Annotated in this window: 14 protein-coding genes and 2 tRNA genes; 8 read left to right on the top strand and 8 right to left on the bottom strand. The window is 64.0% G+C overall.

Annotated features, from left to right (window positions below; genetic code table 11):
* Nucleotides 1–67: 67 nt before the first annotated feature.
* The 3 genes from yidC to rpmH are packed head-to-tail and all read right to left on the bottom strand — an operon-like array spanning nt 68 to nt 2,411.
* The gene (gene yidC / locus CO731_RS26015) at nt 68–1,882 is read right to left on the bottom strand and encodes a membrane protein insertase YidC (RefSeq protein ID WP_108609483.1); all 1,815 of its coding nucleotides are present in this window, start codon (nt 1,880–1,882) and stop codon (nt 68–70) included.
* A gap of 9 nt (nt 1,883–1,891) precedes the next feature.
* Complete coding sequence (gene rnpA, locus CO731_RS26010; protein ID WP_108609482.1) at nt 1,892–2,260, bottom strand: ribonuclease P protein component; 369 nt, start codon at nt 2,258–2,260, stop codon at nt 1,892–1,894.
* Nucleotides 2,261–2,276: 16 nt separating this feature from the next.
* Nucleotides 2,277–2,411, bottom strand: a complete 135-nt coding sequence (gene rpmH / locus CO731_RS26005; protein WP_008833937.1) for a 50S ribosomal protein L34 — start codon at nt 2,409–2,411, stop codon at nt 2,277–2,279.
* A gap of 361 nt (nt 2,412–2,772) precedes the next feature.
* On the opposite strand from rpmH, the gene CO731_RS26000 reads away from it, so the two are divergent.
* From CO731_RS26000 to CO731_RS25990, 3 genes are all read left to right on the top strand, one after another.
* Nucleotides 2,773–4,263 carry a HAMP domain-containing sensor histidine kinase gene (locus CO731_RS26000; protein ID WP_108609481.1) on the top strand — a complete coding sequence of 497 codons (1,491 nt, stop codon included), beginning with the start codon at nt 2,773–2,775 and terminating at the stop codon, nt 4,261–4,263.
* 113 nt (nt 4,264–4,376) lie between these two features.
* Nucleotides 4,377–4,453, top strand: a tRNA-Arg gene (locus CO731_RS25995).
* A gap of 205 nt (nt 4,454–4,658) precedes the next feature.
* Nucleotides 4,659–4,735, top strand: a tRNA-Arg gene (locus CO731_RS25990).
* Nucleotides 4,736–4,894: 159 nt separating this feature from the next.
* On the opposite strand, the gene CO731_RS25985 is transcribed toward CO731_RS25990, so the two are convergent.
* Nucleotides 4,895–5,269: a helix-turn-helix domain-containing protein gene (locus CO731_RS25985; RefSeq protein WP_108609480.1), complete on the bottom strand. Its 375-nt coding sequence runs from the start codon at nt 5,267–5,269 to the stop codon at nt 4,895–4,897.
* Nucleotides 5,270–5,381: 112 nt separating this feature from the next.
* Between CO731_RS25985 and CO731_RS25980 the strand changes: the two genes are divergently transcribed.
* Genes CO731_RS25980 through CO731_RS25970 form a run of 3 tightly spaced genes read left to right on the top strand, consistent with a single transcriptional unit; the run spans nt 5,382 to nt 7,464 of the window.
* A complete protein-coding gene (locus tag CO731_RS25980) occupies nt 5,382–6,449 on the top strand; it encodes an LLM class flavin-dependent oxidoreductase (RefSeq protein ID WP_108609479.1) in 1,068 nt (355 codons plus the stop codon).
* Nucleotides 6,439–7,086, top strand: a complete 648-nt coding sequence (locus CO731_RS25975; protein ID WP_108609478.1) for an NAD(P)-binding domain-containing protein — start codon at nt 6,439–6,441, stop codon at nt 7,084–7,086. Before CO731_RS25980 ends, CO731_RS25975 begins: the two co-directional genes overlap by 11 nt.
* Before the next feature lie 51 nt (nt 7,087–7,137).
* Nucleotides 7,138–7,464: a GNAT family N-acetyltransferase gene (locus tag CO731_RS25970; RefSeq protein WP_108609477.1), complete on the top strand. Its 327-nt coding sequence runs from the start codon at nt 7,138–7,140 to the stop codon at nt 7,462–7,464.
* Here CO731_RS25970 and CO731_RS25965 read toward each other — a convergent pair whose 3' ends face one another.
* From CO731_RS25965 to CO731_RS28900, 4 genes are all read right to left on the bottom strand, one after another.
* Nucleotides 7,465–8,181: an LrgB family protein gene (locus CO731_RS25965; protein WP_108609476.1), complete on the bottom strand. Its 717-nt coding sequence runs from the start codon at nt 8,179–8,181 to the stop codon at nt 7,465–7,467.
* 4 nt (nt 8,182–8,185) lie between these two features.
* On the bottom strand, nt 8,186–8,545 hold the full coding sequence (locus CO731_RS25960; RefSeq protein WP_108609475.1) for a CidA/LrgA family protein: 360 nt from the start codon (nt 8,543–8,545) through the stop codon (nt 8,186–8,188).
* Nucleotides 8,546–8,661: 116 nt separating this feature from the next.
* The gene (locus CO731_RS25955) at nt 8,662–8,940 is read right to left on the bottom strand and encodes a GNAT family N-acetyltransferase (RefSeq protein ID WP_108609474.1); all 279 of its coding nucleotides are present in this window, start codon (nt 8,938–8,940) and stop codon (nt 8,662–8,664) included.
* Between the two features lie 188 nt (nt 8,941–9,128).
* A complete protein-coding gene (locus tag CO731_RS28900) occupies nt 9,129–9,443 on the bottom strand; it encodes a hypothetical protein (protein ID WP_108609473.1) in 315 nt (104 codons plus the stop codon).
* 129 nt (nt 9,444–9,572) lie between these two features.
* Here CO731_RS28900 and CO731_RS25950 point away from each other — a divergent pair, with 129 nt between their 5' ends.
* Nucleotides 9,573–10,217 carry a carbonic anhydrase gene (locus CO731_RS25950; RefSeq protein WP_108610064.1) on the top strand — a complete coding sequence of 215 codons (645 nt, stop codon included), beginning with the start codon at nt 9,573–9,575 and terminating at the stop codon, nt 10,215–10,217.
* 118 nt (nt 10,218–10,335) lie between these two features.
* On the top strand, nt 10,336–11,817 hold the full coding sequence (locus CO731_RS25945) for an aldehyde dehydrogenase family protein (RefSeq protein ID WP_108609472.1): 1,482 nt from the start codon (nt 10,336–10,338) through the stop codon (nt 11,815–11,817).
* The last annotated feature ends 66 nt before the right edge of the window (nt 11,818–11,883 follow it).

The following is an 11,883-nucleotide window of genomic DNA, read 5'->3' as shown; positions in this document are numbered from 1 at the left end:
GATATCAGGTGAAAAGAAAAGGCCCCGGAAATTCCAGGGCCTTTTCTTTTCATCTCGATTTTCCGGCCTATTCGGCCGGTGTCGGTTTCTTCTTGAACAGCGCCACGAGGTTGTCCCACAGCTCGATCTTGGCGCCCTGGCGCTTCATGATCACGCCCTGCTGCAGGATCGACAGCGAGTTGTTCCACGCCCAGTAGATGACGAGGCCCGCCGGGAACGACGCCAGCATGAAGGTGAACAGGATCGGCATCCAGGTGAAGATCATCGCCTGGGTCGGATCCGGAGGCGTCGGGTTCATGCGCATCTGCAGGAACATGGTCACGCCCATGATCAGCGGCCAGACGCCGATCATCAGGAAGGCGGGCACGCCCCATGGCAGCAGGCCGAACAAGTTGAAGATCGAGGTCGGATCGGGTGCCGCCAGATCGTGGATCCAGCCGAAGAACGGCGCGTGGCGCATTTCGATGGTGACGTAGAGCACCTTGTAGAGAGCGAAGAAAACCGGGATCTGGATCAGCACCGGCCAGCAGCCGGCCAGCGGATTGATCTTCTCGGTCTTGTACAGCTCCATCATCGCCTGCTGCTGCTTCATCTTGTCGTCCGCGTATTTCTCGCGGATTTCCAGCATCTTGGGCTGCACCATCTTCATGTTCGCCATCGACTTGTACGACTTGTTGGCGAGCGGGAAGAAGATGGCCTTGACGATGACGGTGGTGGCGAGGATCGCCAGGCCGAAATTGCCGAGCAACTTGTAGAGGTTGTCGATCAGCCAGAACATCGGCTTGGTGATGAAGTAGAACCAGCCCCAGTCGATCAGGAGTTCGAACTGACGAATTTGGCGATCCGCCTCGTAGGCGTTGATCTTGGCCACTTCCTTGGCGCCGGCGAAGACCAGCGTTTCGACAGTCGCCGACTGGCCGGCCGCCACCGTGATCGGGTCGGTCAGGTAGTCGGCCTGGTAGCGCGGGCGGCCGTCGTCGAAATAGGAGAAGCGCGGCTGGAACGGCTGCTTGCCCGAGGGAACCAGCGTCGCGGCCCAGTATTTGTCGGTGATGCCGAGCCAGCCGTCGGTCGACTTGCCGGGCAGGACCTGCTTGTCGTCCTCGATCGTGCTGTAGCTGATCTCCTGCAGGCCTTCGGTGCCGGTCACGCCGATCAGGCCTTCGTGCAGTACGTAGGTCGAGGCATGCAGCGGCTTGTCGAAGCGGGTCAGGCGTCCGTAGTTGGACAGCGCGACGTCGGCGTTGCCGGCATTCGTCACCGTATCGGTCACCGTGAACATGTAGTTCTCGTCGACCGCAATGGCGCGCTTGAAGGTCAGGCCCTTTTCATTGGTGTAGGTCAGCGTGATCGGCGTTGCCGGGGTCAGCGTCTGGTTGCCTTCGGCGGTCCAGACCGTGTCGGGACCCGGAACGGCACCGGTCGCCTCGCTGCCGACGAAGCCGATCTCGCCGTAGAAGCCGGAGGGCAGCGCCTGCGGGTTCAGCAGCTCGATGACAGGCGAATTCGGCTCGACCGTCACGCGGTAGTGCTTGAGGCTGATGTCGTCGATGCGCGCGCCGGTCAGGTTGATCGAACCCTTCAGGCTCGGCGTATCGAGGGCGACGCGGCCCGAGCCGGAGATCGCCTGGGCGCGGTCGGCAATGGCGGCCTGCGTCGTCGGCGCGCCGGGGATGCCGGCCTGCGGCGCGGCAGGGGTGGCGCTGCCGGGCGTCGTGCCGGCAGGCTGCGCGGCCTTCTGCTCCTGCGCCACGCGCTCGGCCTCGATCCGCGCGGTTTCCCGCTGCGTTTCGATGCGGGGGTTCATGTAGAACACCTGCCAGAGCGTCAGGATCAGCACCGACAAGGCGATGGTGATGAAGAAGTTACGGTTGTTTTCCATCGAAAGCCCTTATCGCGTTCCGCGAATGCGCCGAGAAAGTTCAGCCGTTATCTGGCCGAAAGGGGCGGTGAGCACATCTTCGCGCCCGACGATCACATAGTCTTTGCCGGCGGCCATGTCACCTGCGGCATGTGTACGAACGGCCTCCCGCAGGCGCCGTTTGACACGATTGCGGACAACCGCATTGCCGACCTTCTTGGTGACGGTATAGCCGACCCGCGGCCCGGCCTTGTCGTCGCGATCCAGGACCTCGACGAGAAAAAACCGCCCGCGCCGCTTGTCACCGCGGCGGACGGCCAGAAACTGTTTTCTTTTCAGAAGCCGTTCGGGGCCGCGTCCATGCGGAGCAGACCCCTCTGGCTTGCCGTCAGCGGGCAAGGTCCCCGCCTACGGCTTAGGCGGAGAGCCGCTTGCGGCCGCGATTGCGGCGAGCTGCGACGACGCCACGACCGCCCTTGGTAGCCATGCGAGCACGGAAACCATGACGGCGCTTACGGACGAGTTTGGAAGGCTGATAGGTACGCTTCATTTGTTTTAATACCGCGGGGTGCGGCCCTTCTTGATTCTGTCACTTTGTAACAGGAGCTTGGCTCGGCTTGCCTCGACGCGATCAAAAACCGCGACGGAAGCGGGTCCCGAGCGTGTGCGGGCTTATAGAAAGAAGGTGCCGTGAAGTCAATCCGCCGGCGCCGTTGCCACCGCCGGTTGTCGGCAGCCCGTCCGGGACCGCCAACCGGCCCGTCCACGACATGGCTACAGGCCGTCTTTTGCACTGCCGAATTTGCAACTGCGCTGCAATAGCCTATCTTTGCCGTGACGGGATGCAAGGCGTTTCGCGCTTCCATTGGCCGAACCTACGCTCCCAGGGTGGACTTGCAGCAAAGACCAAAATGACTGAAGCAGCCGATACCGGCGCATATGCCGGAAAACCAGCGGACCGTTCGGTTCCGCTTTCGCGCGGCCTCTCGGCCAAGCTGCTGCTCTTGACCATTGCCTTCGTGCTTTTTGCCGAAGTGCTGTTCTTCCTGCCCTCGATCGCCTCCTACCGGCTTCGCTGGCTGGAGGAGCGGCTGGCGACGGCCGCCGCGGTTGCGGCCATCCTGGTGCAGGGCGATCCGACGTCGTTGTCGCGCGCCGCCCAGAACGACGTGCTGATGGCGATCGGCGCCAAGGCGATCGCCGTGCGCGATGGCGGCGTCTCGAGGCTGCTCGTCGTTACCGACATGCCTCCCCAGGTCGACGAACATATCGACATCACCAAGGCAGGCGTGCTGAGCTCGATGCCGGCGGCGATCGACACGTTGCTGTTCGGTGGCAACCGCATGCTGCGGGTCTTCGGAACCGTCGGCGAGAGCCAGAAGGAATTCGAGCTCGTCATCCCCGACTACCGGCTGCATCGCGCCATGCTGGGCAACGCGCGGTACATCGTCTTCGTCTCGCTGTTGATTTCGCTCTGTACTGCAGCCCTGGTCTACGCAGCCATCGACCGCATCATGATCGGCCCCATCCGCGCCATGACGCGCTCGATGCTGACCTTCTCCGATGCTCCCGACAGCCCCGCAGGTGTCATCGTTCCGGCCGGGTCACGTGGCGACGAGATCGGCGTTGCCGAACGCGAATTGTCGGCGATGCAGATGCATCTGCAGAAGATGTTGAACGAACAGAAGCACCTCGCCGACCTCGGCCTTGCGGTGTCGAAGATCAACCATGACATGCGCAATATACTGGCCTCGGCGCAACTGATGTCGGACCGCCTGCGCATGGTCAAGGATCCGGCCGTCCAGGCCTTTGCGCCGAAGCTGCTGAAGACGCTCGACCGTGCAGTCGCCTATACCGAAAACGTGCTGTCTTATGGCCGCGCCCAGGAACTTCCGCCGGCGCGCCGTCGCCTGCGGCTCAGCCAGCTGGTCGACGACGTGCATGGCCTGCTCGGCCTCGAGTCTGACTCGGGCATCGAATTCTTCAATGCGGTCGATACCGACTTCGAGATCGATGCCGACCCGGACCAGCTGTTCAGGGTGCTGACCAATCTCTGCCGCAACGCCGTCCAGGCCATGGCGGGCGTGGCCGACAGCGCCATCGTCAATCGCCTCACCGTCTATGCCGAACGCGAAGGCAGCGTCAGCCGCATCCTGGTCGCCGATACCGGTCCGGGGCTGCCGCAGAAGGCACGCGAAAATCTCTTTGCCGCCTTCCGCGGTTCTGCCCGCAGCGGAGGCACCGGGCTTGGCCTCGCCATCGCCTACGAGCTGGTGCGCGCCCATGGCGGCTCGCTGGAACTGGTCGAGAGCACCGGCGGCCGCACCGTCTTTGCCGTCACCATTCCCGATCAGCCGGTCCGCCTCGACGAGGCACGCAACAGTTTGCGCCGGCCGGCCTGATGTCAAAAAACTTTGCCGGCAGCGGCTTGCATTTCGTCATGCCAGCCGTTAGGTAGCGCCAATCGCCGCGGTCGATTGACCGAAGCGTCTCGGCCATTCGCATGGCCTGTCGCGCGCCCGTAGCTCAGCTGGATAGAGCACCAGACTACGAATCTGGGGGTCAGAGGTTCGAATCCTTTCGGGCGCGCCATTCTTCCGAATTTCAGAATGATGGAACTGTTCAAGACGCAGTTCGATTTTCTGTCCCGCTGGCCGCGCGGCGGGACAACTGCGTTGCCTTTCCAGAAAAAGCTCGGCGGCTGCTTGCAATTCGCAAAACCAACCGCTAGGTAGCGCCGGTCGCTGCGGTCGATTGACCGAAGCGTCTCGGCCATTTTCAACATTTGGCCTGTTGCGCGCCCGTAGCTCAGCTGGATAGAGCACCAGACTACGAATCTGGGGGTCAGAGGTTCGAATCCTTTCGGGCGCGCCATTTTCTTCGCAAATTAACGAGCATTGTCGCCGGCGCTGGAGCGTGCGCAGGCGAAACCGATCTGGCGAACATGCCGGTCGGCTCCTGACCTTTGGCGTCGAACGCTTCGGGGAGCTCCGCGCTGCGAGCTTGTCGCCGGCCGCACCTGCCGGAACCAGGTCAGGCGGCCTTGTCGCGGCCGTCGAACCACAATTGAGCCTGGGTGATCCGCCTCTCGTTGTCGATCGCCCAGCGTCCGAGCTCTTCGATCGGTCCGCGCAGGGAATGCCCCAATTCGGTGAGTTCGTAGTCGGCGCGGGGCGGGTTCGACGGCGTCACCGTGCGCCGCACCAGCCCGTCGCGTTCCATGCCCTTGAGCGTCAATGTCAGCATGCGCTGCGAGATGGTGCCGATGGCGCGCTTGATCTCGTTGAAGCGGCGCGGGCCGTCGCGCAGGGCCATGACGATGAGCACGCTCCATTTGTCGCCGACGCGGGCGAGAATGTGGCGGACAGGCCTGCAAATCTCCAGCAGGCCGCTCGGTTCAGGTAACATCGATGTGCCTCCTTGCGCCTTTCCGGCCAGTAACAATATTAGGCCAGGTTACGGAAATATACTAACTCGCAAGGCGAGCGACAAGGGCGCTGCCGGCAAAGGAGACAAGATCATGGAACTGGGTGTCTACAGCTTTGGCGATGTGCAGGCCGACGCCGCAACCGGCAAGCTCGGCTCGACCGCCGATGCCACGCGCAACCTGCTCGAAGCCATCCAGCTCGCCGACCAGGTGGGGCTGGACTATTTCGGCATTGGCGAGCATCACACCCGCGAAATGCCGGCCTCTGCCGCGACCGTCATCCTGGGCGCGGCCGCCTCCACGACCAGGAACATCAAGCTCGGCAGCGCGGTCACCGTGCTCAGCACCGATGATCCGGTGCGCGTCTACCAGCAGTTTGCCACGCTCGACGCAGTCTCGAACGGCCGCGCTGAAATCACCGCGGGCCGCGGATCGTCGACCGAATCCTTTCCGTTGTTCGGCCACAGCCTGAACGACTATGACGAACTCTATGCCGAAAAGCTCGACCTGCTGCTCCAGATCAACGAGAGCGAATCGATCACCTGGAGCGGCAAGTTCCGCCCGGCGCTGAACGATGCGCTGGTAGTGCCGCGCCCTGACGCCGGTTCGCTGCCGATCTGGCTCGCCACCGGCGGCAATCCGCATTCGTCGGTGCGTGCCGGCCTGCTCGGCCTGCCGGTCTCCTATGCCATCATTGGCGGGCAGGCCAACCGGTTCGCGCCCTTGGCCGATCTCTACAGGCGTGCTGCCGCACAGGCCGGCATAGCGCAGGAGAAAATCAAGGTCGCCGTCGCCAGCCCCGGCTTCGTTGGCGAGGATGCGGCACAGGCCAAGGAGTTCTTCTGGACCCACTGGCACCGCGTCATGGAACAGCTCGGCAAGATCCGCGGTTTCGCACCGCCGCCGCGCGCCCATTTCGACAAGGAGGCCAGCGGTGCCGGTGCCTTGTTTGCCGGTGGACCCGAGGAGATCGCCGAGCGGATCGTGACCCTGCACAAGAGCCTCGGCCACATGAGGCAGTTCTTCCAGACCGATGTCGGCCAGATGCCGCACAGGGAGTTCCTGCGCTCCATCGAGCTGCTCGGCACCAAGGTGAAGCCGCTCGTAGATGCCGAACTTGGCACCAGCGAGCCGATCAAGGAGTTGACCAATGTCGCCTGAGACGTCCGCCATCGGCATTCTCGGCGCCGGCCGTGTCGGCACCGCGCTGGCTCGGCTGGCGCTAGGAGCCGGCTACGAGGTCCGTGTCGCAACGGGTCGGCCGCCCGCCGAGATCGAACTGCTGCTGGAGATCATGGCTCCGGGGGCAAAGGCAGTGACGGCGGAGGCTGCGATCGCCGAAAGCGACATCGTGCTGCTGGCGCTGCCTTTGTCGAAGTATCGCAGCCTGAAGCCCGAGCTTCTGGCCGGCAAGGTGGTGGTCGACATCATGAACTACTGGGCCCCGACCGACGGGACAATCGCCGAGTTCGAGGGCGTGCGGTCGAGCAGCGAGGTTGTCCAGGAGTTCTTGTCGGCAGCGCTGCTGGTGCGTAGCTTCAATCACATGGGCTACCATGAGATCGAGGAGGAGGCGCGTCCGGCCGGTGATCCCGACAGGCGCGCCCTGGCCATCGCCGGAAACGATCCCGCGGCCCGCGGCATCGTCGCAGCGTTTGTCGACCGCCTTGGCTACGATGCCGTCGATGCCGGTACGCTCGCGGCCAGCCGCACTTTCGGAACCGGCACGCCGATCTTCGGCGCCACCTTCGGCCGTTCCGAGATGGAACGGATGCTGTCGGTCGAGCCGGTGGCCTGATCCCGGAGCGGCTTTTGTCCGGGTTCCATGATGTGAAAGCAGAGGAAAGACATGTCTGAAATCGACATCTCCAGGGAAGAACGCGGCCAGCGCCACGGGCGCTACGTCGCCCGCATCGCCGGCGTCGACGGCGAAGCCGAAATCACCTTCACCAAGAGGGGCCCTGGGCTGATCAGCGCCGATCACACCGGCGCGCCCGAGACGATGCGTGGAACCGGTGCCGCCGCGGCCCTGGTGACGTTCCTGGTCGAGGACGCGCGCAAGAACGGGTTCAAGATCCTGCCGCTTTGCCCCTATGTGCGGGCGCAGTATCGCAAGCATCCCGAATGGGCCGACGTCATGACGCTGGCGCCCGGCGAAGAGCCACCGCCTCGCTGATCACAGCACCAGCCTGACCAGCAGCGGCACGATCAGGGACGTTGCGATGGCGTTCAGCGCCATCGCAATCCCGGCAAACAGTCCCGCAGTCTCATCGACGTCGAAGGCGCGGGCCGTGCCGATGCCGTGCGAAGTCAGCCCGACCGCAAAGCCGCGCGCGGCATAGTCCTTGATCCGCATCGCATTCATCAGCGGTGTCACCACAAGCGCGCCGACGATGCCGGTGAGCACCACCAGGACGGCGGTCAGCGAGGGATTCCCACCCAGCGACGATGAAATCGCCATGGCCACGCCGGCCGTGGCCGATTTGGGCAGGAACGAGACGAGCACATCTTGGGAAAGACCAACCCATTTGCCCATCAGCACGATCGACAACACCGCGGAGAAGGAGCCGACGACCAGCGCCGCCGCCATCGGGATCAGCGCCTGCCGCACCTTTTGCCACTGGCGGTACAACGGGATGGCGATGGCCACGGTGGCGGGGCCGAGCAGGAAATGGATGAACTGGGCGCCTTCGAAAAACGTCTCGTAGGGCACGTCGAACAACCACAGCGTCGTCGACAGCACCGCGATGGTGATCAGCACCGGATTGGCCAGTGGGTGGCGCTTCAGGCGCACCGAGATCGTGGTGGCCAATATCCACGCAAACAAGGTCAGGGTGAGCCACAGCAGCGGCGAGGCGGACAGGTAGACCCAGAGTTCGATGGGATGCTTCATCAGGCTATTCCCGTCCGACGAACCGGCGGACGATGACGAATGTCCACACGGTGATGGCAAGGGTCAGAACCGCGGACGCCACCAGCACCATCAGGATCGCACCAGCCTGGCTCTGCAACTGGCTCCAAAGTGCGACGATGCCGACGCCGGCCGGCACGAACAGCAGGCCGAGATTGGCAAGGAAGCCGTCGGCCGCAGTTTCCGCCTCGGCGAACAGCCCGAGGCCGAGCATCTTGCATGCCTGCATCGCCACGAACAGCAGCACCAGGCCAACCACCGGGCCGGGCAGGGGAAGCCCTGTGGTGAAGACGATGCTTTCCCCCAGCAGTTGAAACAGCAGCAGAAGTGCTATGCCCTTGATCATGTGTGGCCTGTCCCGGATGTAGCTCGAAGGTGGAAAGTACGGCTCAGAAGCGCTGCCTCGCATCGACGCTCGAGATTGCTCGAACCTCGGTCCGCAAGGCGGTGGCGTTTGGAAGGTCAACCATCCAGCAGCGCCAGGTATTCCGGGTGGCGGCTGGCATAGGTCGCCATGAAGGGGCATTTGGCGATCGCCCTGCGGCCGCTGGATTTGATGGCTTCGAACACACCCTTGGCAAGCCTGGAGCCGATGCCTTGTCCCGCGAACGCCTGCGGCACCTCGGTGTGGACGAGCACGATGCGGTTGTCCTCGATCCGGTAGTAGGCCGCCGCCACTTCGTCACCCAGTGCAAGTTCGTATCGGCTCATGGCCGGGTTATCGACGACGTGTCCGTCCATGCTCATTTCCAATGCGACAGCTTCTGGCCCGGTCTGTTGTCGGCAGCGAGGCTCTACGGGCATCCTCGACAACGGCGCACGCAAAATCAACCGGCATTGCGCAGCGAGCGCTGCCGGCGATGCGCGGCCACTTAAGTCCTGAGCCCCCGCGGAAGAAGCGTGAGTCGACCTGTCGGGCTGGCGCGCCGTCAGCTGACCGTATTTTCCTTCTTGCTTTCGCAGTCCCGGCCGCTGCCCTGGCCGCTTGGCTGCGGGCAGTTTTCGCCCGAGCATTCCTGGGCTTGTGCGGGTGAGACGGGCGCGGGTCCGACGCCTGTCGCCGCCAGAACGCCGGCAGCAAAAATGATGAAAAGGAGCAGGCGCATTTCACTCTCCTTGCCGTATTGCAGATAGTGTGCCGCGCTTGTTGTCAGCTGCCGGGTCTCGGCGGGCAGGCGAGAGCCTTGCTTGGGCAAGGCGCTTCCGGTGCGGTTCGAACCGCAGCATAGCCCAACTTCGTTCATGGTAAAGCGCTTGGCTTTTCGTTCCGCGGTTGAGCGGCGGGAGGGGCACGGGTCCAAGACGTCGGAGACTTAGTAGCTGTTGCTCATTTGCATTTGCCGCAACGGCAATTTCCGTTTATGGGCAACTGCATGTCGAATTTGCCTGATACGCTGCTCACCGGTTATCGCAACTTCATGAAGGGCCGTTACGCGGCCGAAACCGAGCATTACAAGTCGCTGGCGCGCGAGGGCCAGTCGCCTGAAACGCTGGTCATCGCCTGTTGCGATTCCCGTGCGGCGCCCGAAACCATCTTCGATGCCGGCCCGGGCGAATTGTTCGTGCTGCGCAACGTCGCCAATCTCGTGCCGCCCTATTCGCCGGATGGCGAGTTCCATTCCACTTCGGCGGCGCTCGAATTCGCCGTGCAGGCGCTCAAGGTCAAGAACATCGTCGTGATGGGCCACGGCCGCTGCGGCGGCATCCGCGCGGCCCTCGACCCCAATGCCGCGCCGCTTTCGCCCGGCGATTTCATCGGCAAGTGGATGAGCCTCGTCGGGCCTGCGGCCGAAGTCGTCTCCGGCAACGAGATGATGACCAAGTCCGAGCGGCAGACCGCGCTCGAGCGCATCTCGATCCGCTACTCGATCGCCAATCTGCGCACCTTCCCGTGCGTCCAGATCCTCGAGCAGAAGGGCCGACTGGAAATCTTCGGCGCCTGGTTCGACATCTCGGCGGGCGAGTTGTGGGTCATGGACCGCACCACCGGGGACTTCGAACGGACGGCAACCGCCTGACGTTCGGCTCCTGGCCTCATCGCAATGGCTTGAATGGCGTGGCCTCTCCGGCCTAGCCTTGCCGCGTTGACCAGGCCATGGCGCCCACGCCACGGCTGCGCCGGCGAGGAGCATAGCCATGACCATCGTCCCCATCCGCCAGCCCATCGATGGCCGCCATCGGCCGATGTTCATCGGCGGCTTATGGGTGGAGGCGGCTTCCGGCCAGACCTTCGAGACGCGCAACCCGGCCACCGGCGAGATCATCGCCACGGTGCCGCGTGGCGGCAGGCAGGATATCGAGCGCGCAGTGGCCGCCGCACGCAATGCCTTTGTCGGACCATGGAGCCGCTTCAAGCCGCATGAACGGCAGAAGCTGCTGCTGCGCATTGCCAATTTGTTCGAGCGCCACTGGGAGGAGATCTGCACCTCCGACACCACCGACATGGGGCTGCCGATCGCCAGGGCGCGGGGTAATGCCAATCGTGTTCTTGGCATGCTGCGCTACTACGCCGGTATGGCGACCGCCCTGCACGGCGAGACCATCGAGAACTCGTTGCCCGGTGACATCGTTTCGTTCACGCGCAAGGAGCCGGTCGGCGTCGTCGGCGCGATCATCCCGTGGAATGCACCGACCGCCGCGTCGATCTGGAAGATCGGCCCGGCGCTGGCGACAGGCTGTACCGTCGTGCTCAAGCCCTCGGAAGAAGCGCCGCTGACGCCGCTGCTAATCGCCGAGCTGATGGCAGAGGCCGGGGTGCCCGACGGTGTCGTCAATGTTGTCACCGGCACGGGAGCGGAAGCCGGCGCGCCGCTGGCAGAACACATGGGCGTCGACAAGATCGTCTTCACCGGCTCCACCTTGACCGGCCAGAGCATCGTCCGGGCCTCGGCCGGCAATCTCAAGCGCGTGTCGCTCGAACTCGGCGGCAAGTCGCCGGTCATCGTCTGCGCCGATGCCGACCTGGAGCGGGCGGTGCCGGTCGCCGCCATGTCGGTCTTCGCCAATTCCGGCCAGATCTGCATCGCCGGCTCGCGCCTGTTCGTCGCGCGTTCGATCCATGACGAGTTCGTCGAACGTCTTTCCGCTTATGCCGCAAGCTTGCGCATCGGCAATGGCATTGACCCGGAGACCGAAATCGGCCCGCTGATTTCGCCGCGCCAGCTCGAGCGTGTCGAGGGCTATCTGCGTGCCGGCTCCGAGGAGGGCGCTCGGCTCGTCACCGGCGGCACCAGGCTGTCGCATGGCGCCCTGGCTGCCGGCAATTTCATCGCCCCGACGGTTTTTGCCGGCGTTTCCGACACCATGCGCATCGCGCGCGAGGAGATATTCGGCCCGGTCATTTCGGCCTTGCCTTTCGATACGCTGGACGAGGCGGTCAGACGCGCCAATGACACGCCCTATGGCCTGGCCGCCGGTGTCTTCACGCGCGACCTGGCCACCGCGCACCAGCTGTCGCGCCGGCTGCAGGCCGGTTCGGTGTGGGTCAACACCTATCACGCCATCGACCCTGCGGTGCCTTTCGGCGGCTACAAGATGAGCGGGTATGGCCGCGAGGGCGGTGGCGAGCATCTTGGCGAATATCTCAACACCAAGGGCGTCTTCATCCGCATCGATTGAGGGCCGCCAGGCCAAATGCACAAGCAAAAAGCCGCGCCTCGGGTGTGCCAAGGCGCGGCTTTCAGG

It is taken from the genome of Aminobacter sp. MSH1 (assembly GCF_003071665.1).
GTDB classification, from domain to species: Bacteria; Pseudomonadota; Alphaproteobacteria; order Rhizobiales; family Rhizobiaceae; genus Aminobacter; species Aminobacter niigataensis.
The sequence above is the reverse complement of the archived record's forward strand: the minus strand, read 5'-3'. Positions and strand labels throughout refer to the sequence as shown.